The following is a 25,217-nucleotide window of genomic DNA, read 5'->3' as shown; positions in this document are numbered from 1 at the left end:
GAAAGTAATCATGAAAGCCTTGGTTTATACCCAACCGAATGAGATGCAAATTTTGGATCGGCCCTATCCCTCTCTAGAGGCAAATGAAGTCGTTCTCAAGATTGAATCGGTAGGCATTTGTGGCAGTGATATGCATGCCTTTCATGGACATGATCCAAGAAGAAAGCCTGGCCTAGTTTTGGGGCATGAGTTTGCAGGTACTGTAGAAGAAACCAGTTCCTCATTATTTGCCAAGGGCCAAAGAGTCACTGGAAACCCATTGATTACCTGTGGGCACTGTGAATATTGCTTGCAGGGCAGAAATAACTTATGTGCCAATCGCACTATGGTGGGTATGACCAGGCCAGGGGCATTTGCTGAATATATGAGCATTCCTGCTAGCTCACTTATTGCCATTCCAGATGGCTTAAGTGTGGATGCTGCTGCATTAACTGAGCCAGCCGCTACTGCTGTTCATGCTATCAACTTGTCTATGCGTGCTTTACAGAGACCGATTCAAGAATGTCGCGTATTAGTCTTAGGTGGTGGGGCTATTGGGATGCTATCGGCATTACTGTTAAAGCACTATGGCGTTGGTGATCTCACAGTTGCAGAAGTAAACCCATTACGTAGGCAGGCTCTTGAAAAGCATGTAGCCTGCAACACAATGAATCCGATCGATGAGCAGCCAGCTGAAAATGCTTATGAGTTCGTGATGGATTGTGTTGGCGCGGCCGTTACCCGAAATACTGCCTTAGCAGCAGTAAAGCCCGGTGGAGTGGTGATGCACGTTGGCCTGCAAGATTGGGCTAGCGAAATAGATATGCGTAAGTTGACCTTAGCTGAAATCACACTACTGGGAACTTACACATATTCCACGATTGATCTGCAGGCTACGGTGAATTTATTGGCGCGCAATGCATTTGGTGATTTGTCGTGGGTAGAGAGTCGACCTCTTGATGAGGGGCCAAAGGCTTTTATGGATCTGCATGCGGGCAAAACTGCAGCAGCAAAAGTCTTGCTTAAGCCTTTTTAAATTGAGTAGCTCATGTCTCATGGCATAGGTGTGTAATTACTAAAGGATTTCTATGCAGTTTGATTTTCATTCGACTCGCTCAATATTGGTGCAAAGAGGAGGTTCAGCCCAGCTGGCCAAAATTGCTCAAGAGCAAGGTGCTACTAAAGTTCTCATCGTTACAGATCCTGGCGTTCTCTCAGCTGGATTGCTAGAAAAGGCTTTACCTCAATTTAAAGAGCTGCATATTCCTGTACACATATTTTCTGATGTTCAGGCTGACCCGCCGGTTGCAGTGATTGAGCAGGCGGTTCAAGTAGCGCAAGAATATCAGGCGGACTGCGTGATTGGTTTTGGCGGTGGAAGCTCAATGGATGTAGCCAAGTTAGTTGCACTGCTATCGCTGGGCAAAGAAAAATTGGCGGATATTTATGGGATTGGTAATGCCAAAGGTCCACGCCTTCCCTTGATATTGGTACCTACTACTGCTGGCACTGGATCTGAGGCTACCAAGAGTTCGGTGGTGACTGTAAGTGAGAGTGAAAAGAAGGGAGTTCTTTCTCCCCATTTATTGCCTGATGTTGCCTTACTAGATGCCGAGTTAACTTTGGGCCTACCGGCTCATGTCACTGCTGCCACCGGAATTGATGCGATGGTGCATGCGATTGAAGCATTTACTACTAAGCATTTAAAAAATCCAATGGCTGATTGTCTTGCTAAGGAAGCATTACGATTATTGTCAAACAATCTGCATCGTGCTGTGACATCGGGAGACGATATTGTGGCCCGTGAAAATATGCTACTTGGCGCATGCCTGGGAGGAATGGCATTTACAAATGCGCCTGTTGCAGGAGTTCATGCTTTAGCTTATCCAATAGGCGCTAGATTTCATGTACCGCATGGACTTTCCAATTCATTGGTATTGGCACCAGTAATGCGCTTTAACCTAGATGTGGCTCATGCAATGTATGCGGATTTAGGGCAAATTATTAAGCCTGGCTTACAGGGGTCAACTATGGAGCAAGCTACTCAATTAGTAGATTATCTGGGTACCCTGGCTGGAGAATTGGGTCTGCCCACTCAATTAAGTCAGGTTGGTATTGCAGAAAAAGATATTGATCAACTTGCGCAAGATGCGATGTTACAAACACGTCTATTGATGAATAGCCCAAGAGAAATCAAGCGGCAGGATGCAGCAGCGCTCTATAGAGAGGCGCTATAAGGTCGATAAAAAGTGTTTCTTGATCGCTTGAGTAATATTTTGCCGCCCATGCTTTCTGCGCTCTAAAAGACCTACTTTTCGGTAGACTGTTTTTCCTGGAAGTTCTTGGATTTTTAATTGACGATCGCTAGTCCAGGCAATATTGGCTAGTTGTGGAACGATTGAATAACCTAAGCCTTGTCGGACTAGCTCAATAATCGCTTCCACGGAGTTCAATTCCATGCCATCTTGAATCTTGAGTTTATTAACCTTAATGGTTTGCTCAACTAGGTGACCAGTCCAGGTATTGCGCTCAAATCGAATAAAGGGCAATTGATTATGAATGCCCTTTGCTGGTTTGAATGAGCTAGGGGATATCAAAATCATAGGCTCTTTATAAAGCTCAGTCCACTGCACTGTTTGAGGTAATGCATAAGGGGACTCAGTTACTATGGCGGCATCGAGAGTGCCCTCCATTACTTGATCAAGAAAGTTGCTAGAAAGACCTGCAATGAGTTTTATTTCTAATTCAGGGTAACTTTGTTTTAGCTCATTCAAAGTTTTGCCAAATGCACCCATGAGCGTAGATACCAGAGCGCCTAAAACAATGGTGCCGCTGAGTTCTGATTTCAACTTAGAGCCAAGGGACTCATATTGAACAATAATCTCTTGTATTGGCTCGATAACAGCACGGCCATTGCTATTGAGTGCAAGAGAGCGTTTGGTTCTATCAAAGAGCTCGACGCCAATTTCCTGCTCTAGCTGCTGTAATTGTTGTCCTGCGGCAGCAGCTGTTAAACCAATCTCCCTCGCAGCAGCAGCTACGCTTTTGTGGCGAGTGATGGCAATGAAATTTTTGAGTAGTTTGATGCTAGACATAAACTTTATTATAAATTAATTCTTTATCTCAAAGAAAAATATATTCGATTTTAATTTTACTATCTATCGATATAATGGGTCTATGTCAAATACCGACCTCAAAGTAAAAGTCTGGCGTGGTGCCGAGCAAGGGGAGTTTGTTGAATACCTTGTGCCACGCAATTCCAACCAAACTGTTTTGGATGTGGTGACCTACATCCAGCGTAAGCTTGATCCCACCCTAAGTTATCGTTTTGCTTGTCGTGTTGGGATGTGTGGCTCTTGTGCCATGACAGTGAATGGCGTTGCTCGCTGGACGTGTCGTACCCATGTGTCGCAAATTGTGAATGGCGATTCATTAGAAATTGCACCCCTGAATAACTTGCCCGTGATTAAAGACCTTGCAACGGATATGCGTGAGTTCTTTAATAAGTGGAAGGGTGCAGTTGGCTTCTTCAAGGGCAATCAAACTCGGCATGACGATTTTGCAAAAGTGGAGCCACAGTCTGAAGAGCGTCAATTGGCTAATGCAGGTATTGAATGTATTGGTTGTGGTGTTTGTTATGCCTCATGTGAAGTGGTTGAGGCAAGACCTAATTACTTAGGTCCAGCAGCCTTGAACCGAGCTTGGACATTAACGAATGACATTCGCGATGTTCAACAACTTGAGCGAATGCAAGCTGTTGCTGGCGATGCGGGCTGCCATGCTTGCCATACACAGGGATCCTGCACCGAGCGCTGCCCTAAGGCAATTGAGCCAACAGCTAGTATTGCTGGACTTAAGAAGCTAGTGGCAAGAGCTGCAGTGCGTGGCAGCAAATGGGGCAAGTTATGAGCCAGGGCGTCTTACAGGCAAAGCTTTGGTATGCCCAAAGAATCAGCGCAATGATTCTGGGTATCTGTGTAGCGATACACCTCCTCATTATTTTTTATGCCATTCGTGGCGGCATATCTGCTCAAGAGATTTTGGGTCGTACACAAGGCAATATCGCCTTCGCACTCTTTTATGAGATCTTTGTTTTGGCTTGTTTTGTCCATGCTCCAATCGGCATGGCAAATATTCTTGAAGAAACAATCCCTAAGAGCGGGTTAGCAAAACCTGTTTCTTGGGCTCTTGCGATTTGTATTCTTACCCTTGGAACAACAGCTGTTATTGGTATCTATACGGGGGGTGCATGATGAGTTCAAGACCTCACTTAGATTACAGAGCTAAAAGTCACTTATCTTATTTTGCGTATGTATGCCATCGGATTTCTGGCCTACTTTTAGCTTGTTTTATTCCCCTGCATTTTTTAATGCTTTCTCAATCCTTGCGTGGCGCTCAAGGATTTGAGGCTTCTTTGAAGCTAACCGATTTTTGGGTATTTAAGTTTGGTGAATGGGTTTTAGTCATCTTGCTGGCTATTCATCTGGCTGGAGGAGTGCGTTTGCTGATGATTGAGTTTGGGCCGTGGCGTGGTTTACGTAAGGGTTGGATTCAGGCATCTATCTTGTTCGCAATCATCTGCGGGCTTTTATTTCTCTATTTTGCTAACTAGTTAGGTTGATATGCAACTCAATATGGATTTGGTAGAAGAAGCTTGTAAAGAGCTCTATATCCGTGCACTTAAGGTACTCCCTGACGATATTAAAGAAGGGATTAATCGTTTAGACAGGGCCGAGACTGATCAACGAGCACAGGTCGTTCTCAAAACCATGATTACCAATATTTCTGTGGCAGAGCGCGAAGATAATTTACTTTGTCAGGATACTGGCTTGCCAATTTATAACGTCAAGATTGGCGGCAATGTGCAGTTTGATGGCATGGCTTTGAAGGCGGCCATTCGGAAAGGTTGTGAGCGTGCCACCAAAGAATATCCATTGAGATCTTCAGTAGTGCACCCCATCACACGTAAAAATAATCATACTTCTTGCGGCATCGATATGCCTGCAATTCATATTGATTTTGCTGACGAGTCTGAGACCGTTGAGATAGAAATGGTGCCAAAAGGCAGCGGATCAGAAAATAACTCTTTTCTCAAAATGGCAATACCAGCGGATGGTATCAATGGAGTCAAGGCATTTGTGATTGAAAGTGTAGTGTCTGCAGGCGGTAAAACCTGCCCACCAACGATTGTTGGCGTAGGCATTGGCGGCACATCTGATCAATGTGTAGCGATGGCCAAAAGAGCGGCTACTCGTCCGCTTGGCAGCACTTGCTCTGATGAAGAGGGTGCGAAGCTGGAGAAGGAGTTGAGCGCCGCCGTAAATCATCTCGGTATTGGTCCTCAAGGACTTGGTGGCGATGGCACTGCCTTTGCTGTTCATGTTGAACTTGCCCATACCCACATTACCCTTAATCCTGTTGCAGTGAATATGCAATGCCATTCTGCACGCAGGGCACGTGCAACCTTCACGCCATCAGGCGTAAGTTACGGGTTCTAAGGAGAATATTCATGACACACTATGTTCTCCAGACCCCCGTGAGCGAAGAAGACATTCGCAAACTTCGAATTAATGACACTGTGACATTGCAAAATACTTTATTTGGTATTCGTGATGCAACACAAATTCATATGTTTGACCATGATCGTCAAACCCATTTTGATTTGAATGGGCACGCAGTGATTCATACGGCGCCTAATGTACGTAAAGTCCCTGTAAGCGAAGAATTTCCAGCTGGGTATGAACCGATTTGCATTGGAACTACAACCTCCGATCGTATGGAGCGATTTACTCGTCCATTAATGACCCAAAAGGGCGTGCGTATGATAGTTGGTAAAGGTGGAATGCGGGAGGGTTCAGCGGAAGCTTTTAAGGAGTTGGGCGGCGTTTATCTGGCGATTATTGGTGGTACAGCCGCACTGGAAACTACTTGGATCGAACAAATTGAAGCCGTGGATATGGATGATCTCAATCCAGAGTCACTATGGCGTTTCAAGATTAAAGATTTTGGCCCACTCCTCGTTGCTATGGATAGTCACGGCGGCAGTATTTATCAAGAAGTAAAGAGTGATGTTGCGCGTAATAAAGATGCCGTTCTAAAAAGTCTTGGAATTCATTCATGAGCACTATCCCAACACTTGAAACCGATATTTTGATACTGGGCTCTGGTGGAGCGGGGCTCTTTGCAGCTTTGCATGCTCATCAGGCTAATCCAAATCTCAATATCACGATTGCCGTAAAGGGGTTACTAGGCAAATGTGGTTGTACTCGGATGGTGCAGGGTGGGTATAACGTTGCTCTAGCTGAAGGCGATTCAGTTGAGCGTCACTTCATGGATACCATTGAGGGTGGTAAATGGTTGTCTGATCAGGAGCTGGCCTGGACTTTAGTGAGTAAGGCTGTTGAGCGTATTCATGAGCTAGAGAATGAGTTGGGCTGCTTTTTCGATCGCAACCCTGACGGTACCGTTCATCAAAAAGCCTTTGCTGGACAAACGTTTGATCGCACAGTGCATAAAGGTGATTTAACGGGTATTGAAATTATTAATCGTCTAGCTGAGCAGGTGTGGTCAAGAGGAATTCATCGCCTTGAAGAGCATCGTGCGATTGAGTTAATACATAGCAAAGATGGTAAGTCTCTTGCTGGTGTATTGATGCTTAATATGCAGACAGGTCAATTTGTGTTGGTGCGCGCTAAGGCGGTGCTGCTAGCTACTGGTGGCGGACCAACCATGTACAAATATCACACTCCATCGGGAGATAAGAGTTGCGATGGGCTGGCTATGGCGCTCCGTGCAGGACTCACCTTGCGGGACATGGAAATGGTTCAGTTTCATCCTACGGGATTATTGGCTGGCTCAGATACGCGCATGACCGGAACAGTCTTAGAGGAGGGCTTGCGCGGTGCCGGTGGTTATCTGCTGAATGGTAATAACGAACGCTTTATGGGAAATTACGATCCTCGCAATGAGCGCGCTACTCGAGATATTGTTTCCAGATCAATCAACTCAGAAATTCGGGCAGGACGAGCTACTCCCAATGGCGGCGTTTATATCCAAATGAGTCACTTAGGACCAGAAAATGTACGCAAGCAATTTAAAGGGATGGTTGAACGCTGCGCTGATAGTGGTTTCGATTTAGCAGGTGATTTAGTAGAGGTGGTTCCAACGGCCCATTACATGATGGGTGGCTTGGTATTTAAAAAGGATTGCAGTACTGACCTTCCAGGACTTTTTGCTGCAGGTGAAGATACTGGTGGAGTGCATGGGGCCAATCGACTTGGTGGAAATGGTGTTGCTAACTCTACCGTCTTTGGTGGCATTGCAGGTGATGCAATGGCACAGTGGGTTACCTCCCAAAGCCTGCAGGAATGCAATATGGATGAGGTAAGGGCAAGTATCCAGGCTCATGAAGCTCCCTTGCAAAAAGCTGCTGGTGATATTGAAGCAATTCGCGATGCTTTAGCTGAATGCATGTGGGATGACGTTGGCATCTCTCGAACTAAAGAAAGCTTGCTTCGCGCTCGCGATACCTTAGAGCAATTAGGGGTGCAGCTTAATCAAATAGGCGTTGGTAATATTCAGCGTGAGTACAGTATCACCTGGCAGGATTGGATGAATCTGCAGAACCTCATTCAGGTGAGCAAAGCGGTTACTGAGGCTGCAATTTCCCGGGAAAATTCAAGGGGCGCACATTACCGAGAAGACTTTCCAGAGGCTGGATCTCTTGAGAATTCCTATTTCACCGCAGTGAATATCCAAAATCAGCAATTACGAATTGAAAATAAGGCCGTTAAGTTCACCATGGTTAAACCAGGTGAAACGATTCTTGTTGAGACCTAATCATTTTTGAGCTCATTGAACCACTTCCATTTGCGCTAGCAATATTAATAATTTTTGGTGCCTATTTTATTTTTGGCGTCTCTGGATTTGGATCTTCCATCGTTGCTGTTCCACTGCTTGTGCAGATGTATCCGCTCAAGGCAGTAGTGCCCATGATGGTCATTATCGATATTTGTGCTTCACTTTATGTCGGCAGGAAGTCTTCGTCAGACGCTAATTTCAAAGAACTCAAATGGCTATTTCCCTTTAGCTTAATTGGGATGGTGCTGGGTATCGTGTTGTTGATTAAAGCGCCAAGTGAACCATTGCTTCTAATATTAGGTTGCTTTGCTGCTGCCAACGGAGTACGCGTCTTGTGGCAACGAAATCACGAGGTGCGAGACCCTATTAATAAGTGGTGGGCTGCCCCCTTTGGTTTTATGGGAGGTGCCTTTACTGCATTATTTGCGACGGGCGGCCCGATTTATGTTTCCTATCTTGGTTTACGCATTAATGATCCCAAAGCATTAAGAGCCACAATGGCCTTCGCTATTTTCATGCTGACCTTTTTGCGTCTAAGTCTCATGCTGGTGACAGGATTAATACTCAGTTGGCCTGTCATAGGGTTGGCTATTTGCTTAATGCCGGCAACCTTCCTTGGTATTTGGTTAGGAACGCATGTTCACAGCAAACTCAGTAATGCAGCAATGCGCGTGGCTTATGGCTCTATCTTGCTATTTTCAGGTGTTGCACTTTTACTGCGACAATTTTCTTAAAGCACTTTGCCTGGGTTCATTAAATTTTTGGGATCAAGGGCTTTTTTAATTGATCGCATAATCTCTATTTCGATAGAGCCTTTCCTGAGAGGCAACTCATCTCGCTTAGATTGACCAATGCCATGCTCCGCAGAGAATGATCCCGAATACGAATAGACTTGATCGTGCACTAATTGATTGATAGAACTTCTTCTCTCTTCAATATCTTTTGATAGATCAGGGGAGAGTGGTGCCAAGTTGTAATGAAGATTGCCATCGCCCACATGACCAAAAATAATTGTTTGCATATTGGGCCAAAGCATCTTTAATTTAGCTTCTGTCTCCTCGATAAAACTAGCAATATTGGATATTGGTAGTGAAATATCGTGCTTGATAATATTTCCAAGCTTTAGTTGCGCCTCTGGAATGCCTTCTCTAATGCTCCACAAGTCCCCGCTTTGCTGTATGGAGCTGGCGATTACAGCATCAGAAATTAAGTCCAATTCCAATGCTTTTCCAAGAAATGCCTCAAGTTGATTGCGGCTTTGCTGCTCATTCTCCATACTTGAAAATTCAAGCAGCACTACCCAGCCTGATGGTGTATCCAGTATTGATCCTAAATTTTTTACCTTATCGAGGTCTAATGTGAGTGCGCGGGTAGAGATAAGCTCAAACGCAGTGAGGTCAGCATTGCAACTTTCTCGTGCCTGATGAATTAACTTAATTGCACAGCCAATATCTTTAATAGCAACCAGTGAGCTTGTCTTGGATTGGGGTAGTGGATATAGCTTTAGTGTTGCTGCTGTAATAATGCCAAGCGTACCTTCTGAGCCAATATAAAGATCTTTCAGGGAGTAGCCTGTATTGTCTTTTCTTAAGCCACGTAAACCATTCAAAATTGAACCGGTGGGTGTAACAACTTCAATGCCTAGCGTTAAGTCTCGCATGTTTCCATAGCGCAATACTTGTACTCCACCTGCATTGGTGCCTAAATTACCTCCAATCGTACAACTGCCTTCCGCTGCCAGACTTAAGGGAAACAGTTTTCCTGCACTCAGAGCTACCTCTTGGGCATGGGCAAGGATAACGCCAGCATCCAGGGTGATAGTGGCGTTATCCACATCAATCTCGCGTATTTGATTGAGGCGTGATGTACTAATAACTACAGAGATTCCCTTATCCTGTGGTGTTGCGCCACCGCATAGTCCGGTATTTCCGCCCTGGGGGACGATAGCAATATTCCGCTCGTGACATAGACTTACCAATTCAGAAATTTCTTGAGTATTTTTAGGTCGAAGAACGGCTATCGCATTGCCGGTATATCTTTTACTCCAGTCCGTCAGAAATGGTTTTTTATCTTCGTCGCTAATAAAAACATATTCAGCGCCGATCAGCTGTTGGCAACGCTCAATAAAGTGACGGTACTCTTCCAAGTTATGTCCGCTTAATATTAGGAGCTGCCAAGCCCTCAATTAAGATATTGAGGCAAGAGGGAAGATTACTAGCTTGTGCGCGTTTTGCAGCTAGCAATACTTCGTTTGAATCGTTAACCAATTCTCCATACCCTCCAAATGCTTCGCATACTTTCTCATAATTGGATGGTAGAAGTTCGCAGCCAATAGTTCTATCTTGACCATAATCACGAACTTGAATTTGGTATTCCGCATTCCAGCGAGCGTCATTTCCAACAATCAAGATAAATGGTAATTTGTAACGAACAGCGGTATCAATCTCTGCGCAATGAAAGCCAAAGGTGCCATCTCCCACAACTGCAACAATTGGAGAGTCAGGTTTTGCTACTCTCGCTGCCGTTGCAAAAGGCAGTCCTGCGCCAATAGAGCCAGCAACGCCATTTAACACTCGGTTAGGTGCTTTTAGACAAGCCTGAGCCCATTGGCCAATTTCACCGCCATCGCTGATAAGTACTGAGTCTGGATGACTATCTAGAATTGCCTGAAGCGGAGCAAGCGCTTGAACGGGGTGAATATTTCCGGTTCTGGGCGTAAGCTCTTTCCATGCATTTGGACGGAAGTCAATTGCAGCGTGAACCTCTTCTTGCCATTTTGAAGGTGCAGGCTTATTGCCCTGGTTCGCTGCTATTAGTGCCTCGATTGCAGTTGGCGTATCTGCTTGTATGGAATGAAGCAATCGGTCTCCCACGGCATTCTTTGCCCGTTTAATTTCTTCGACGTCCGGATCAATTTGCAAAAAGACACAATCTTTTTGGATTCCAGGACTTTGAGCAAACTTCAATGTAAAGTCGACCTTCTTGCCTAAAAGTAATACGCAGTCAGCTTGCGCTAATACTTCTGCAAATGCGCCTAGACTGGGATCACCAATTCCGCGTGGACTTTCCATTCCAACGACAGGCATTCCGAGAGTGGCTTCCAAAGACTTAAGTATGACTCGACCCTTCTTAGATTGCATCATCGGCCCAGTCAGAATTAAGGGCTTAGTAGCTCCTTTTAATTGGGCCAATATTTGTTGAATATCATTGGCTGCAATTGCCGAGTGTTCAGCTTCAAATGATTCTGCTTTCGGGCTAATAGCGTTTGATGGAAGTGCTGACTCAAGCGCATCCGTTGGTAGGCTAAGGTGCACTGGCCCAGGTCTGCCTGACTTAGCAATGCGGATTGCTTTCGCTATGTCAGTGCCTACATCTTCTACCTTTTGGCAAACCCAAGATGCTTTTGTTAAGGGCGCTGCAATGTCTGCTTGATTCATTTCTTGGAATGCACCTTTTCCTAACTGTCCTATAGGCGCATGACCTGATATGAGAACAACGGGCGATTCGGCCATGGCAGCTGTATAAAGGGCGGAAACTGCGTTTGCGTGACCTGGACCTCCAGTGACAAGAGCTATCCCCACTTCTCCCGTAAGTCTAGCCCAGGCATCAGCCATATGTACGGTTGCACCTTCATGACGAGTATGAATTAAATCAATATTGCTTTCAAAGATCGCATCATAGACTGGCATGATGTGATTACCAGAGAGCGTAAAAATTTTATTGATACCTGCTGCCTTAAACGCATCTACCAGTAAATGTGCACCATTTTTTGTCTTTGTATTCATTTTTATCTTTATTGAAAATTATTTAATGCCAAGCTGCGTACTCAGTCTTGTGTAAGAGACGTATTGAGACGCTGCAAATCTTTCGGTGTCAGAAGGGGACATAATTCGTGGAATTCCGCCATAGCGAACATTGCCAGCTTGCCAATTTGCATCTTTATCAGCGACCGCTAATACTTCAGTCCATTTATTAATAGCATCTGGGCTCATCTTTGGAGGTCCATACAATGCGCTCCATCCAACGATAGCTTCTAGTTGTGGCATACCAACTTCTTTTGCTGTTGGAACTGTGGGAATTTCTTTAACACGCTCCGGAGTTGTTACAACCAACGCGCGTAATTTACCGCTGCTAATCTGGGTGAGTGCTGAGGTGAGGTTGCCACAACTAAAGTCCACTTCTTTTGCGAGTACCGCCACAACCGCCTCTGATCCACCTTTGTAACTGACGTTAACTGCTGCCTCAGGTTTTAACTTAAGAGTTTGAAGAATGAGTTGGGGGCCAAAATTTAAGATGGTACCCGGACCTGAGGAGCTGTAATTAAGTTTTCCTGGTTGGGCTGTAATTGCTTTAGTGAGATCTTCAAAAGTTTTGTATGGAGATTCTGCATTCACTACGCACACTACAGGATTGAGTTCTAGCAAGCCTATAAAAGTGAAGTCATTCCACTTATAACTTAAGTCATTTTTCATAGCAGGTAATACGGCCTGTGAGCCAACCCTTGCTAGCAGAAGGGTGTAACCATCTGGCGCCGCATCTTTAACAAACTGAGACCCAATGGCACCGCTCGCCCCGCCTTTATTCACTATCACAATAGATTGCTTTAGTACATTTTGCGCTACCGTTGCTAAATTTCTGGCAGACTGATCAGCATCTCCTCCAGCTCCAAATGGCACGACAATCGTAATCGGCTTATTAGGGTAGGTTTGCGCTGACAGTGAAGCGGATAGTGCAATGGATGAAGAGAGAATAACTTTGAATGCTGTTGCAAGCGGTATTTTTTTAGCAAATCTCATGAGAACTCCTAAAACAGTTGAGGGGTAATTTGGTAAATAAAAAGCCACGTTTGTACGTGGCTTTTTAGATTACTGAGTGCTAATGTTGCGTCCTTTGATCACCTTATCCCAAACTACCGACTCGGCTTTTACTTGAGATTCAAACTCTTTTTGGTTATTAACTATTGCAGTTAAGCCATTGAGATCTAAGCTTGCACGAAGAGCCTCAGAGTTCACTGCCTTTACTGTAGCGGCATAAATCTTATCGGTAATAGTCTTAGGAGTGCTTGCAGGAGCCACTAAGCCAAACCAGCCTGTTGATTCAAAGCCCGGAATACCTGCTTCTGCAACTGTTGGTACATCAGGTAATTGCTTAGCTCTTTTCGAGCTTGTTACTGCCAAAGGCTTGATTTGCCCATTTTTAGCAAATCCTGTTGCAGCAGTTAAATTCCCAACCATGAAGTCAATTTGACCTGCCACCAAATCGTTGATCGCTGCGGATTCACCTTTGTAGGGAACGTGTGTAGCAGGGATATTAGCGGAATAGGTTAAATTCTCAGCCGCCATGTGAACCTGGCTACCAATTCCAGCTGAACCAAAATTGAGATCCTTTGTTTTGGCGTAGGCAATGAATTCACCCAAGGTTTTAACTGGCAACTTTGTGCTCACCGAAACAAGCATTGGACCGCTAGCTACATTGGTGATGTACACAAAATCTTTTGCGTAGTTCACAGGTAATCTTTTGTAGAGGAATGGATTAACCGTAAGCATGCTTCCTGAGGCGAGCATGATGGTGTAGCCATCCGCAGCTGATTGGGCAACAAATTCTGCTGCGATATTTCCACCTGCTCCAGGTTTATTTTCAACAACAACATTTTGCCCAAGGTCTTTTGTCAATTGCTGAGCGAGTAGGCGTCCAAGGATGTCAGTAGTGCCTCCAGCAGCAAAAGGAATGATGAGCTTAATGGGCTTTGTTGGCCAGTTTTGTGCCATGGCCAGGGGTGATGCAAGAAGGGTGAGTGCCCCCACAATCAATGCAATTTTTTTCCCTAGCTTACTTATAGATTGCTTAAACATACTTACTATCTCCAGTGGTAATTTGATCTAAATATCTTATCTGCATTTGCATCTAAAAATTCTTACGATCTCTATTTATTAGTTATAAGCTTATGTATTACTAGTGTCTCCTCCAATGATTGTTTAATGCAATCAAATTCGTAATTGCGTTGCACAATAATGGGGTATTGCAAGATATCTAAATCATCTATATGATCTAGATATGTCATCTATTTTGATCTCCGAGTTCATTACAAGTCAAGCCCTAGAAACCCTGCGTTCACAGCATGATGTTGCTTATGAGCCAGAGTTATACAAGGATCGCCCAGCACTAATTGCTGCAATGCAAAATATTGAGGGCCTAATTGTTCGTAACCTTACTCAGGTTAATGAAGAAATACTGGCTGGCGCTTCAAACCTGAAAGTCGTCGGTCGTCTAGGTGTTGGGCTAGAAAATATCGAATTGCCCGCTTGTGCCAAACGCAATATCAAAGTTATCCCTGCTACTGGGGCTAATGCAGATTCAGTTGCCGAGTATGTGGTGGGAGCGGCTGTTGCTTTAACCCGCGGCTTCATTCCTGCCACGATTGCAAGCTTGAAAGGTGAATGGCCGCGTCCACGCTTTTCTAGTTATCACGAGTTTTTGGGAAAAACCATAGGAATTGTTGGTTTTGGGAGTATCGGTAGGGTGGTAGCAAAGAAAGCCCATGCTTTTGGATTGCAGTGCCTTGCTTATGACCCTATGTTGTCTGGTAGCTCAGTAGAGTTAGATGGATTTTCAGTGCCCTTACTTTCCTTAAGCGATTTACTGGGGAAAAGTGATGCGGTGACCTTGCACCTTCCATTCCTACCTGAGACCAAGAATTTATTTAATGCAACTACATTAGATCAAATGAAAAAAGGCGCATGTCTCATTAATACAGCGCGAGGCGGCATAGTTGACGAGTATGCCTTGGCTGAGCGTTTACGTTCAGGAGTTCTAGGTGGGGCAGCCATAGATGTTTTTTCGACAGAGCCCGCAAAAGACTTGAGTCATTTCACTGGAATTGAGAATCTGATTCTGACTCCGCATATTGCAGGCGTTACACATGAGAGTAATGAGCGCGTAAGTCAAATGATTGCAGATGAAGTTAACCGATTTTTAGGAGCTTAAGATGAATTTGTCCTATCAAGAGATGGTTCAGTTGGCATCTGCTGGTCTAAAAGCTGCCGGAATTGGGGAGAAGGCGGCTTTTGAAACCGCGCAATTTTTAGCTCTCGCAGAGCTTGATGGCTTGGCATCGCATGGTTTGGCTCGCGTTGCTCAATATGCTGGTCATGCAAAAAATGGCCGAGTAGAGCTAGCGCCAAAAATTAAAGTGCGACCATTTAAAACCTCAGCAGCTTTGGTAGACGCATGTGATGGATTAGCATTTCCAGCACTTCGTTTTGCTACTGATCTTTCAGTGAATCTTGCTTCTAAGACAGGTGTTGGTCTTGTTGCGGTAACGAATAGCCATCACTTCGGAGTGGCGGGTCATTTTGCCGAAGCTGCAGCACGAGCTGGTTACATCTCACTGTTGTTTGGAAACACGCCTGCTGCTATGCCGATGGTCGGTGGTAGTAAAGCAATCTTTGGAACCAATCCTTTGGCTGCAGCCTTTCCAGTTGCCAAACGTGATCCATTGGTCATTGATATGTCTTTATCGGCCGTCGCTCGCGGCAAATTATTAGTGGCGGCTAAAAAAGGCGAGTCTATTCCCGAAGGTTGGGCTTTAACGGCAGACGGTAAACCTACAACGGATCCACAGGAAGGGCTGAAAGGCCTCATGGTTCCTTTGGGTGGTGATAAAGGTGCCTTGCTGGCATTAATTATTGAACTCCTAGTAGTTGGTCTATCAGGTAGCAGATTCTCGTATGAGGCCGACTCATTTTTTGATGCTAAAGGTAATCGCCCTCGTATCGGACAACTTTTACTAACGATTGATCCAGGTCTAGCAGGTAGCCAAGTGTTCGCAAACAAAATGCATGATTTCCTGAAGACTTTGGCGTCAGATGCGGGCACAAGATTGCCAGGTCAGCGTCGTTTCAAGCAGCGTGCAACCGGGTTTAAAGACGGTGTGAATGTTTCTGAAGTGGTAGTAGAAGAAATTCAGGCTGGTATTCGCCAGTCATGGGGTGTTTAGTAGTTCAACAAGATTAAAGAGGAGAAGGTAATGATCCATTTTGTCGTGCATGAGCCAGGAGATGGCGTTGGTGTAGTTGTTGTTGAAGGCGTAAAAGCCGGAGATGATTTGATTGGTTGGGTAATGGATGGAGATTTAACTCTCAATATGAAGTCTGAGAGTGACATTCCAATTGGCCACAAAATTTCATTAAATGAATTTAAGCCAGGCGATACGGTGATGAAGTATGGCGTAGACATTGGCAAGGTGGTAGCTCCTATCAAAAAAGGTGAGCACCTCCATGTTCAAAATGTAAAAACTAAGCGCTGGTAATCCAGTCTCTTATTCACCCATTCATTTAGAAAGAAAACAAGATGATTAATTTGAAAGACGCGAGCTTCATGGGTTACCGCCGTGAAAATGGCCGCATGGGCATTCGTAATCACGTATTAATTTTGCCTTTAGATGACTTGTCCAACGCAGCTTGCGAAGCTGTGGCAAACAACATCAAAGGAACTCAGGCGATTCCTCACTCATACGGACGTTTGCAGTTTGGTGCTGACTTAGAGCTGCATTTCCGTACTTTAATTGGAACTGGTAGCAATCCAAACGTAGCTGCAGTTGTGGTTATCGGTATTGAGCCACAGTGGACCAAAATTGTGGTTGATGGTATCAAGGCTTCTGGTAAGCCAGTAGAAGGTTTTTGGATTGAAGGTAATGGGGATACAGCAACGATTGCATCCGCAAGCAAAGCCGCATATCAAATGATGAAGCATGCATCTAAGCAAAAGCGCATTAAGGCGCCTTTGTCTGAGTTGTGGGTATCTACTAAGTGCGGCGAATCTGATACAACATCAGGTTGCGGTGCTAATCCAACAGTGGGCGATGCCTTTGATAAGTTATACGACATTGGCTCAACATTGGTGTTTGGTGAGACGACTGAGTTAACTGGTGGCGAGCATTTAGTTGAAGCACGTTGCCGTACTCCAGAAGTTAAGAAGAAATTCCGCGAAATGTTTGATCGTTACCAAGATGTGATTGAGCGTCATAAAACTAGCGATCTTTCTGATTCACAGCCAACCAAGGGTAATATTGCAGGTGGTTTAACAACCATTGAAGAAAAAGCTTTAGGTAATATTCAGAAAATTGGTAAGAGATGTATTGTTGATAGCGTTCTGGACAAGGCTGAAGAGCCAAAAATCCCTGGCTTGCACTTTATGGATTCCTCATCAGCGGCTGCTGAGATGGTGACCTTGTGTGCTGCCGCTGGATTTGCTGCGCACTTCTTCCCAACAGGACAAGGTAACGTGATCGGTAACGCAATTCTTCCTGTAATCAAGATCTGCGCAAATCCAAAAACAGTTCGTACTATGGGTGAGCATATTGACGTTGACGTTTCTGGCCTCTTACGTCGCGAAGAAAATATGGATCAAGCGGGTAATAAATTGTTGGAGTGCCTCTTGCGCACCGCTGACGGTGAATTAACTGCCTCTGAAATCCTCGGACATCGTGAATTCGTACTTACCCGTTTGTACGAGTCTGCGTAAGTTTTAAAGCATGAGAAACCTGACCGCTTATCAAGAAGTTAAGCAGAAGATCACCGAGGATCTGGTCAGGGGTCGATATCCAATGGGGCAGGCATTGCCTGCTGAAAAGGATTTGGCCAAAGAATTAGACGTATCTATAGGAACCCTGCGCAAGGCGGTAGATGAGCTAGTTGCAGAAGGTATCGTTGTCCGTCGCCAAGGTAGGGGAACCTATGTAGCAGAACATGACATCAAGAGACTTCTCTATTATTTTTTCCATGTTGTTAAACATGATGCTGATAAGAAAACAAATCCACGTGTCGACTTAGTTTCTTTGACGTCGGCAACTGCGACCAAGGAAGAGGCTAGTAAGTTACAAATAAAAGAGGGTGCCCCTGTATGGCGCTTAGTGAACTGTCTTTATTTGGATAATCAGTGCGTCATGATTGATCAAATCTCATTAGACAAAAAGCGCTTCAAGAATCTTACGCGTACCGAATTTATCAATCGCGAAGGAAGCATTTATCAGCTCTATCAAATGAAGTATGGTCAAACAGTCATCAAAAGTAGTGAACGCTTGCGTGCCGGAATGGCAGGAAAACAGCATGCTGAGTGGCTGGGATTAAAGCCAGACTCACCTGTGCTGATCATTAGAAGGGTAGCATCCGGCATTCAGGATGAGCCCTTAGAGTGGCGTGTGTCTACCTTAAATACCAATCAACACGAATACTTTAGCGAGTTAGTCGTTTAATCTTTTTATGCTGAAAACGACTCAAAAAATCATCCCAGGACTACTGGTGTGTCTGGTCATTGCGATGTCAACCAGCTTCTTATCAGAAAACTATGGCGGCCCACAACTGCTCTACGCATTATTGATTGGTCTGTCACTTCATTTTTTATATCTCAATGAAGCAGTTAAGCCTGGAATCGATTTTTCTGCGAAAACCGTATTACGCCTGGGTGTGGCATTTCTTGGGATTCGAATTACCTTTGCCGATATTGGGGCTATAGGACTAAACACCGGTTTGATGGTGATGTTGGCAGTGGCTTCTACTGTAGCGCTTGGCTATATCTTAGCAAAAGTTTTAAAAATCTCACCTGATTTTGGCCTGATTGCAGGTGGATCCGTAGGTATTTGCGGAGCTTCTGCAGCACTTGCAGTTGCCTCAGTGCTTCCAAAATCAAAAGAGAATGAGCAATTTACTTTGTTGGTAGTGGTTGGTGTAACAGTGCTATCCACTATTGCGATGGTGACTTACCCATTTCTATTGCAGATGATGGATGTGGGGGCCTTACCGGCAGGTATTTTTATAGGGGCAACTATTCATGATGTTGCTCAGGTAGTTGCAGCTGGTATGTTATTTGGCCCAGAAGCGGGGGATGTAGCAACAGTAGTGAAACTGTTTCGTGTCGCTCTCTTATTGCCTGTAGTCTTATTCATCTCATTATTTTTTGGCGCACAAAAGTCAACTACAGGACTTGGGTGGGGGAGCTTGCGCTTAATCCCGACATTCTTATTGGGATTTGTAGCGCTTTCAATAGTGGCATCTATGCAAATCCTCCCTAGCGCAGTAACTCAGCAGATTGGAGGTTTGTCCCGTTGGATGCTGGTGATCGCCATTGCAGCAGCAGGACTTAAGACCAATTTTCAGGAATTGGCAAAGCTAGGTTGGCAGCCCGTGCTGATGCTAGTAGTTGAAACACTGTTTATTGCGCTTCTTGGGTTTGTATTTATCTACAAACTCCCTTAACACTCAAACTTAGATACCAGATCCTTAAGCTTAGCCGCTACTCTTGCAAGTTCAGCAGAGGAGTTTTGAATTTCGGATGAGCCTGAAGAAATTCCTCTTGAAGCAATCGCTACAGCTTCTACAGTCTCAGTAATTCTGGCTGAGCTACCCGCAGAAGTCGATATATTGCGTGAAATCTCGCTAACAGTTGCTGCCTGTTCTTCAACCGCAGTAGCGATAATGCTGGAGATATCATCGATCTTATTGATGATTTGGGTAATTTCAGCAATGGATTCGATGGCACCCTTGGCATCGGACTGGATAGCATCAATTGACTGACCGATTTCATTGGTAGCTTTGGCGGTTGAGCGGGCCAACTCTTTGACCTCATTAGCCACTACAGCAAAGCCTTTGCCTAATTCGCCTGCACGAGCAGCCTCAATGGTGGCATTAAGTGCTAGTAAGTTAGTCTGTTCGGCAATATCAGCAATCACAGCGACTACTTCACCAATTTGAATGCTGCTATTACTTAGCTTAGACATTTGTTGGTTGGTGCTATTAGCGATGGTGACTGCTTGATTGGCAACCCGTGAAGCTTCCATGGCATTAATGGAAATCTCGCGAATGCTAGTACTAAATTCTTCTGCTGAAGTAGCTACCGATTGCGTATTTTGACTCACGATATCCGATGACTGTGCTACTTCGTTTGCTTGAGAAGAGGTTTCTTCAGCATTGGCATTTAATTGTGCGCTAACTACTGCAAGCTCTTCAGAAGAGGCGCTAATCATCAAGGCATTGCTGCTAATCTCTTGAATAGCTCCACGAAGATTATTTTGCAGCTTTTGTGCAGATTGTGCGATTTGACCGACTACACCAGCATAGTCTGCGCCTTCAATAGTGGTATTCAGGCGAGATCCAGCTAATGCATTTAGCGCTTCTTTGGTTTTGTGGAGGGGGTCAATAATGGAGTGACGGAAGCGAATACCAATCAAGATGCTGAGCATGAATGAGATTAATATAGTCACAAGCGTAGACAGAATGGCGTAATGCTTGGCTGATTCAGCCTCTTGATGGAATAAGTTAGCACTTTCTAGTTTGGCATCTACAAAATCCTGTAGATTTTTATTAATACGTGGCTTGAAGCCCTGAAACTTTTCACTGAAATACATCGTGGTAGCAGTAGCTGGCGAGCCTTTTTCTAGAAGGGCAATTTGTTCAATCGCTATTAAGTAAATATCAAAGTCTTCAACTAGCTCATTGAATTCAACTCTTGTTTTAGAGCGAATAATATTGGCATCAACTCGCTTAATAGTCGTTTGAAGATTGGTGCGCAACTTTTCGATATTTGCCAGGGATAGCTCACGCAAGGCTTGGCCTTCTGCTTTATTGGCAAGTGTTGAAGAGAGTAGCAAGTGATTGAGTTCAATATCTAAGGCAACAGCCTCAAGTTGTAGCTGCTTTGAATCTTCAATGCCTTTGGCACCTTGCACATATAGCCAGTCGGCACTTTTACCCATCACGTAGTAACCGTAGATCGAAATCCCCCCAACAATTAGAGTAAAAAATAGAATGAGTCCGAAGCTCACAACAAGCTTGGTTTTAACGGTTGATTTTCTATCGAATTTATCTAAAAAGTTACTAAACATTCGGTGAGGCTTCCTGTAGAGGGTTCATGCGTAAAGCGGGCTATTGATTAGAGCTGTTTATGTGAATATTCACTAATATAAGCTAATATCTCAGTAGCCCCCATTCTATCTGCCTGCCCAAATAAATGTCCATTACTATTAGCTTACATGGAAAATCACGACGAAATCCTCGCTGAATTTATCCTGGAAGCCCGGGAAATCATCGATCGACTTGATGGTGACTTTGTTCGTCTGGAAGAAAACCCTGGGGACCAAGCTTTAGTCGGGAATATCTTTCGGGGCCTACATACGCTCAAAGGTAGTAGTGGCTTCTTTTCTCTAAAGCGCTTAGAAAAGCTTTCCCATGCTGGCGAGAGTCTATTGGGAAAAATTCGTGCAGGTCAGGCTGAGTTAGATTTTGAAAAGTCAACTCGCTTACTGGAAATGAATGACATTCTCAGAAGCATTATTGAGGGTGTTGAAACCAATCATGTTGAACCTTCTGGTGATGACCAGGAACTCATTGCAGTATTACTTGGCTCGACAGCGACTACAGCCAAAAAAGCAGATGAGATTCAATCTCCGCCTGCTGAAAGCCAAGCCCCTGAGCAGTCATCAAAGACATCTTTTCCACCTGCTGCTGAAATGCAGACTGAATATGCAGAGCCATCCGAATCGCCGATGATGTCTGCTCCAGGACAGGAAGTGGTTGTCCCGGTTAAAGTCAATCCTGAGGTTCTCGATAAGTTAATGAATATCGCGAGCGAGATGGTGCTAGCGCGTAATCGCTTGCTTCCATTCTCTCAGCAGTCAACTGATAAGTTATTTACTAGTGCCGTCCGAAGTATTGATCTATTAACTCTAGAGCTGCAAGAGCGCATGATGAAGATGCGGATGCAGCCCATTTACCATATATGGGATAAGTTTCCTCGTTTAGTTAGGGATGTTTCCGCTGAGTGTGGCAAGAAGGTACGGCTCTTACAGGAAGGCTCTGAAACGGAGCTTGACCGTATTTTGCTAGACAGTATTCGAGATCCCTTGATTCACCTCATTCGTAATAGCATTGATCACAGTATTGAGACGCCAGAAGTGCGCCTAGAAAAGGGTAAGTCAGAGATTGCTTATTTGGTACTGCGTGCAGCTCACCAAAACGGTACCGTCATTGTTGAAGTAATTGATGATGGTGCAGGGGTTGACTATGAACGCGTTCGACAGCGTGCAATTTCTCGCGGCTTAATCAGCGTAGAAAAAGCGCATTCACTCAATCACAAGGAATTAATAGAGTTAATTTTCTTGCCAGGATTCTCGACGCGCGACACGATTACCAATCTCTCTGGCAGGGGAGTGGGCATGGATGTCGTCAAGAATAATATTGAAAATATTGGCGGCAGTATTGAAATTACTAGTGTTCCGAATGAAGGCACTCATGTTCGGTTGAAGATCCCGCTCACATTGGCAATTTTGCCAACCTTGTTTGTCAGGTGTGCAGAAGAGATCTTTTTGATCCCGCAAAATCGTATCTTGGAATTAGTCCGTTTTTCGCCAAACCAGCCCAATAATGGGATCGAGGATTTTTACGGTACTCCAACATTCCGCTTGAGGGATAAATTAATTCCTTTGCTTTTCTTAAATGAGCAACTGAACTTGGCTGCAAGTCCCCTCAAACCGAAGCAGAAGCTTTTTATAGCTGTTCTCAATTTTAATGGCACCCTCTTTGGCTTGGTTGTAGAGGAGGTCTTGAATATCCAAGATATTGTGATTAAGCCCTTAGGTGAGTTGTTGAGGGATATGTCCAATTTTGCAGGTGCGACCATTATGGGTAATGGTGAAGTTGCCCTGATTTTAGATATTGATGGTATTGCCCGTAAATCAGGCCTGGTTGAGCGCTTGCAAGCCAATCCAATTCGACAAGATGAACTTTATGTGGCTCCTGTTGAGGAGATGATTTCTGTATTGCTCTTTGAAATTCCAGGTCTACATAAGATTGCATTGCCATTGGATGCCATTGATCACATCATTAAATTAGCTTCGGAGCAAATCCAGCAAAACGGCAATCGAGAGGTTGTTTACTTTAATGAACAGTTGATGGATTTAGTGCGACTCGAGCAGTATGTCAGTGGGGGTGCAATAGAGGCATATCCCAATACTCGTGCCCCAGTGTTAACTTGCCGTTATCGTGATCGTTTGTATGGCTTAGTGGTTAAGCAAGTGACCGATATTATTGAAGTGCCTGCTAAGTTGCATGAGCTATCAACTCCACAGAGAGGGCTCAATGGCTGCATTATCTATAACGATCAAGTGATTAATGTATTAGATCTAGAAGAAGTCCTTGTAATGCACAACATCCAAGAAGAATCTGGTCAATACCCAAAAGTTATTGACGTGTACTTACCAAATTGAATATGGAACGCTCATTCTTAGCCTGTAATGTCGGTGCTTACACCTTGGGTATACCTGCCGAAGAGTTGATTGAGGTCAATCGAAATTTAGGATGCACTAAAGTTCCTGGTAGCCCAAAAATGATTCGTGGAATATTAAATCTACGAGGCTTACTTATGCCTGCGGTTGATATGAGTGCCTACCTTGAAATTGCTGACTCTCAGTGCGAGTCATTTAGCATTATTTTGAAAGTGGAAGAAAATAATATTGCCTTGATGGTCGATTCTATTGGCGATATCTTGACTTTTGAAGCATCTGCGTTGGTGCTCCCCCCAGCCCATTTGTCAGGGCAATTTCAAGAGGCGATTCAGGGGGCTTTTAGACTATCCGAAGGCCTTCTCATCATTCTAGATACAGCAGCAATATCTCGGAATGCTCAAAATCCAAATGGATCAAGTCTGAGTGATTTACAGACTCTGCCTGCATCCATTTAGGATCTTGTGTTTGCCGCTTAGGCAAAAGACTCTGAAAATTCTTCCATCTTGATAGTGGCCATTAAAAAAAGAATGCGCCTTTGAAAGCTTTTGCGTTCTTCGACCTTGTCATGTGGCAAGCGATCATGCTCTTTCAGTAAGCCTGTGATGATGGGGTTGTAGTGCTCTCGAGCCGGTGACATCTGAATTCCTTAGTAAATGTATCGTTGTAGCCAATTTACCAATCTGGCTATATATCCACAAGAAATATATAGCGATAACTAAATTACTTTTAGCTATTAAGGAATAACGCTTACTTTTCTACGAAAGCGCGCTCAAATACATAGTCACCCAATTGACCCAAACTAGGGGAAACCTTGAAGCCTTTAGCATCCAGCATTTCAGCAGTTTCTTTGAGCATAGAAGGGCTACCGCAAATCATCGCTCTATCAACGGCAGGATCTAGCGGTGGTAAGCCAATATCTTTGAAGAGCTGACCAGATTCAATTGCCGTAGTTAATCGGCCTGTATGTTTAAAGGCCTCACGTGTAACAGTGGGGTAATAGATTAACTTTTCACGAATGAGCTCTCCCAAGAACTCGTCTTGAGTAAGCTCATTTTTAATGTAATCGCCATATGCCAATTCGCTGACTAAGCGCACGCCATGGATCAGCACTACTTTCTCGAACTTGTCATAGGTCTCGGGGTCACGAATGATGCTCATGAAAGGTGCAAGCCCAGTACCTGTGCTGAATAGGTATAAATGTTTTCCAGGGTTTAGATCATCAAGTACTAAGGTGCCAACTGATTTCTCGCTCACCAAAATAGGGTCGCCCACCTGAATTTTTTGTAAACGTGAAGTCAATGGACCATCTTGTACTTTGATACTCAGGAATTCCAAATGTTCTGCATAGTTAGGGCTTGCAACACTGTAGGCTCTCACTAATGGTTTTCCTTCTACCTCAAGACCGATCATTAAAAAGTGACCGCTACGAAATCGTAGACCCTTATTACGGGTAGTAGTAAAGCTAAAGAGTGTATCGTTCCAATGGTGGACGGTTAAAACGGTTTCGGTGTTGTAGGCGGCCATAAATGCAAAAAATAAATAAAGCTTGGTTATAACAAGTCTTGATTATCCCATTCCTAAACCTCAAAATCCGCCAAGATATCCAGTAAACAGGACTGTGTAGTGATATGAATCCAATTTTTGGTAATAAAGGACTCCTTTTGGGGAATTAACCCCTTTTTCTGGCCGTATTAGGCGCCTTCTGAAGGGGCGGTGGCCTAATGGCTCGGGCTTATATTCTTTATATCTAAAAGTAGTGATGGTATGAAAAGGGAGTCTTTTACAAAGACCCACCCCTTCCGTAAGATCCTTTATTAAGAAATCAAAGGAAGCCTTATGTCAAAGAATCAAGCTCTAGAAAAGTCAGTTGTCTTTACTGTCCTGCAGTTAGTTTTAGGTATCGCCTTGCTGACACTGTCTACCCATTTAGCATTGGAAAGCAATACCTATTTAGAGGTTCTAAACCAAAGTGGCCTAAATCAATATCATGCATTCGCATTATTGGTTTGCCTCAGTTTCTTCTCCGGAATTTTTTTGATAGCACAACATGTACTCAAATACGAGTCACAGGGGTTTGATGAGCTTTCACCTTATTAACTCAATT

General features: G+C 44.3%; 26 protein-coding genes. 18 read left to right on the top strand and 8 right to left on the bottom strand.

Annotated elements, in window-relative coordinates; translation table 11 throughout:
• The first annotated feature begins 10 nt into the window (after nucleotides 1–10).
• Complete coding sequence (locus tag ICN41_RS01600) at nucleotides 11–1,015, top strand: galactitol-1-phosphate 5-dehydrogenase (RefSeq protein WP_216291053.1); 1,005 nt, start codon at nucleotides 11–13, stop codon at nucleotides 1,013–1,015.
• Between the two features lie 52 nt (nucleotides 1,016–1,067).
• Complete coding sequence (locus ICN41_RS01595; protein WP_216291052.1) at nucleotides 1,068–2,216, top strand: iron-containing alcohol dehydrogenase; 1,149 nt, start codon at nucleotides 1,068–1,070, stop codon at nucleotides 2,214–2,216.
• Here ICN41_RS01595 and ICN41_RS01590 read toward each other — a convergent pair.
• Complete coding sequence (locus ICN41_RS01590; RefSeq protein ID WP_216291051.1) at nucleotides 2,211–3,074, bottom strand: LysR substrate-binding domain-containing protein; 864 nt, start codon at nucleotides 3,072–3,074, stop codon at nucleotides 2,211–2,213. The genes ICN41_RS01595 and ICN41_RS01590 overlap by 6 nt on opposite strands.
• Nucleotides 3,075–3,156: 82 nt before the next feature.
• Here ICN41_RS01590 and ICN41_RS01585 point away from each other — a divergent pair, with 82 nt between their 5' ends.
• The 7 genes from ICN41_RS01585 to ICN41_RS01555 are packed head-to-tail and all read left to right on the top strand — an operon-like array spanning nucleotide 3,157 to nucleotide 8,573.
• Complete coding sequence (locus ICN41_RS01585) at nucleotides 3,157–3,888, top strand: succinate dehydrogenase/fumarate reductase iron-sulfur subunit (RefSeq protein ID WP_216291050.1); 732 nt, start codon at nucleotides 3,157–3,159, stop codon at nucleotides 3,886–3,888.
• Nucleotides 3,885–4,232, top strand: coding sequence for a succinate dehydrogenase (locus ICN41_RS01580; RefSeq protein WP_216291049.1), 348 nt, complete (start codon nucleotides 3,885–3,887; stop codon nucleotides 4,230–4,232). The genes ICN41_RS01585 and ICN41_RS01580 overlap by 4 nt, the downstream gene beginning before the upstream one ends.
• A complete protein-coding gene (gene sdhC / locus ICN41_RS01575) occupies nucleotides 4,232–4,591 on the top strand; it encodes a succinate dehydrogenase, cytochrome b556 subunit (protein ID WP_216291048.1) in 360 nt (119 codons plus the stop codon). The genes ICN41_RS01580 and sdhC overlap by 1 nt, the downstream gene beginning before the upstream one ends.
• A 10-nt stretch (nucleotides 4,592–4,601) precedes the next feature.
• Nucleotides 4,602–5,477 (top strand): fumarate hydratase, encoded by an 876-nt coding sequence (locus ICN41_RS01570; RefSeq protein WP_216291047.1) that lies wholly within the window; start codon nucleotides 4,602–4,604, stop codon nucleotides 5,475–5,477.
• Between the two features lie 11 nt (nucleotides 5,478–5,488).
• Nucleotides 5,489–6,100, top strand: coding sequence for a fumarate hydratase C-terminal domain-containing protein (locus ICN41_RS01565; protein ID WP_216291046.1), 612 nt, complete (start codon nucleotides 5,489–5,491; stop codon nucleotides 6,098–6,100).
• Entirely contained in the window at nucleotides 6,097–7,818 is a 1,722-nt protein-coding gene (locus ICN41_RS01560) for an L-aspartate oxidase (RefSeq protein WP_216291045.1), read from the top strand. Before ICN41_RS01565 ends, ICN41_RS01560 begins: the two co-directional genes overlap by 4 nt.
• Nucleotides 7,818–8,573: a TSUP family transporter gene (locus ICN41_RS01555; RefSeq protein WP_216291383.1), complete on the top strand. Its 756-nt coding sequence runs from the start codon at nucleotides 7,818–7,820 to the stop codon at nucleotides 8,571–8,573. Before ICN41_RS01560 ends, ICN41_RS01555 begins: the two co-directional genes overlap by 1 nt.
• Here the strand turns inward: ICN41_RS01555 and ICN41_RS01550 are convergent.
• The 4 genes from ICN41_RS01550 to ICN41_RS01535 form a co-directional block, all read right to left on the bottom strand.
• Nucleotides 8,570–9,985: an FAD-binding oxidoreductase gene (locus ICN41_RS01550; RefSeq protein ID WP_216291044.1), complete on the bottom strand. Its 1,416-nt coding sequence runs from the start codon at nucleotides 9,983–9,985 to the stop codon at nucleotides 8,570–8,572. The genes ICN41_RS01555 and ICN41_RS01550 overlap by 4 nt on opposite strands.
• A gap of 1 nt (nucleotide 9,986) precedes the next feature.
• On the bottom strand, nucleotides 9,987–11,624 hold the full coding sequence (locus ICN41_RS01545) for a thiamine pyrophosphate-binding protein (RefSeq protein WP_216291043.1): 1,638 nt from the start codon (nucleotides 11,622–11,624) through the stop codon (nucleotides 9,987–9,989).
• A gap of 18 nt (nucleotides 11,625–11,642) precedes the next feature.
• Nucleotides 11,643–12,635, bottom strand: a complete 993-nt coding sequence (locus ICN41_RS01540; protein ID WP_216291042.1) for a tripartite tricarboxylate transporter substrate binding protein — start codon at nucleotides 12,633–12,635, stop codon at nucleotides 11,643–11,645.
• A gap of 69 nt (nucleotides 12,636–12,704) precedes the next feature.
• Nucleotides 12,705–13,691: a tripartite tricarboxylate transporter substrate binding protein gene (locus ICN41_RS01535; protein ID WP_216291041.1), complete on the bottom strand. Its 987-nt coding sequence runs from the start codon at nucleotides 13,689–13,691 to the stop codon at nucleotides 12,705–12,707.
• A gap of 202 nt (nucleotides 13,692–13,893) precedes the next feature.
• Here ICN41_RS01535 and ICN41_RS01530 point away from each other — a divergent pair, with 202 nt between their 5' ends.
• From ICN41_RS01530 to ICN41_RS01505, 6 genes are read left to right on the top strand one after another with little or no spacing between them, the layout of a single operon-like run.
• The gene (locus ICN41_RS01530) at nucleotides 13,894–14,823 is read left to right on the top strand and encodes a hydroxyacid dehydrogenase (protein ID WP_216291040.1); all 930 of its coding nucleotides are present in this window, start codon (nucleotides 13,894–13,896) and stop codon (nucleotides 14,821–14,823) included.
• A gap of 1 nt (nucleotide 14,824) precedes the next feature.
• Nucleotides 14,825–15,835 carry an Ldh family oxidoreductase gene (locus ICN41_RS01525; RefSeq protein WP_216291039.1) on the top strand — a complete coding sequence of 337 codons (1,011 nt, stop codon included), beginning with the start codon at nucleotides 14,825–14,827 and terminating at the stop codon, nucleotides 15,833–15,835.
• Nucleotides 15,836–15,865: 30 nt separating this feature from the next.
• Nucleotides 15,866–16,147: a flagellar biosynthesis protein FlgA gene (locus ICN41_RS01520; RefSeq protein WP_215367250.1), complete on the top strand. Its 282-nt coding sequence runs from the start codon at nucleotides 15,866–15,868 to the stop codon at nucleotides 16,145–16,147.
• Between the two features lie 41 nt (nucleotides 16,148–16,188).
• Nucleotides 16,189–17,361, top strand: a complete 1,173-nt coding sequence (locus ICN41_RS01515; protein WP_216862257.1) for a UxaA family hydrolase — start codon at nucleotides 16,189–16,191, stop codon at nucleotides 17,359–17,361.
• A 10-nt stretch (nucleotides 17,362–17,371) separates the two neighbouring features.
• Complete coding sequence (locus ICN41_RS01510) at nucleotides 17,372–18,091, top strand: GntR family transcriptional regulator (protein ID WP_216291038.1); 720 nt, start codon at nucleotides 17,372–17,374, stop codon at nucleotides 18,089–18,091.
• Nucleotides 18,092–18,098: 7 nt separating this feature from the next.
• On the top strand, nucleotides 18,099–19,091 hold the full coding sequence (locus tag ICN41_RS01505) for a YeiH family protein (RefSeq protein ID WP_216291037.1): 993 nt from the start codon (nucleotides 18,099–18,101) through the stop codon (nucleotides 19,089–19,091).
• Here the strand turns inward: ICN41_RS01505 and ICN41_RS01500 are convergent.
• Complete coding sequence (locus tag ICN41_RS01500; RefSeq protein ID WP_216291036.1) at nucleotides 19,088–20,716, bottom strand: methyl-accepting chemotaxis protein; 1,629 nt, start codon at nucleotides 20,714–20,716, stop codon at nucleotides 19,088–19,090. The two genes, ICN41_RS01505 and ICN41_RS01500, sit on opposite strands and share 4 nt — an antisense overlap.
• 147 nt (nucleotides 20,717–20,863) lie before the next feature.
• On the opposite strand from ICN41_RS01500, the gene ICN41_RS01495 reads away from it, so the two are divergent.
• On the top strand, nucleotides 20,864–23,095 hold the full coding sequence (locus tag ICN41_RS01495; RefSeq protein WP_216291035.1) for a chemotaxis protein CheA: 2,232 nt from the start codon (nucleotides 20,864–20,866) through the stop codon (nucleotides 23,093–23,095).
• A gap of 2 nt (nucleotides 23,096–23,097) precedes the next feature.
• Nucleotides 23,098–23,568, top strand: coding sequence for a chemotaxis protein CheW (locus ICN41_RS01490; protein ID WP_216291034.1), 471 nt, complete (start codon nucleotides 23,098–23,100; stop codon nucleotides 23,566–23,568).
• A 17-nt stretch (nucleotides 23,569–23,585) separates the two neighbouring features.
• Here ICN41_RS01490 and ICN41_RS01485 read toward each other — a convergent pair whose 3' ends face one another.
• Both ICN41_RS01485 and ICN41_RS01480 read right to left on the bottom strand, forming a co-directional pair.
• Nucleotides 23,586–23,750 carry a hypothetical protein gene (locus tag ICN41_RS01485; protein ID WP_216291407.1) on the bottom strand — a complete coding sequence of 55 codons (165 nt, stop codon included), beginning with the start codon at nucleotides 23,748–23,750 and terminating at the stop codon, nucleotides 23,586–23,588.
• Between the two features lie 110 nt (nucleotides 23,751–23,860).
• Nucleotides 23,861–24,637, bottom strand: coding sequence for a ferredoxin--NADP reductase (locus ICN41_RS01480; protein ID WP_216291033.1), 777 nt, complete (start codon nucleotides 24,635–24,637; stop codon nucleotides 23,861–23,863).
• Between the two features lie 312 nt (nucleotides 24,638–24,949).
• On the opposite strand from ICN41_RS01480, the gene ICN41_RS01475 reads away from it, so the two are divergent.
• Nucleotides 24,950–25,210 carry a hypothetical protein gene (locus ICN41_RS01475; protein ID WP_216291032.1) on the top strand — a complete coding sequence of 87 codons (261 nt, stop codon included), beginning with the start codon at nucleotides 24,950–24,952 and terminating at the stop codon, nucleotides 25,208–25,210.
• Nucleotides 25,211–25,217 lie beyond the last annotated feature (7 nt).

Source organism: Polynucleobacter sp. 15G-AUS-farblos, assembly GCF_018882445.1.
Lineage (GTDB): Bacteria > Pseudomonadota > Gammaproteobacteria > Burkholderiales > Burkholderiaceae > Polynucleobacter.
Note: the sequence above shows the minus strand (reverse complement) of the source record. Positions and strands in the feature narration are given on the sequence as shown.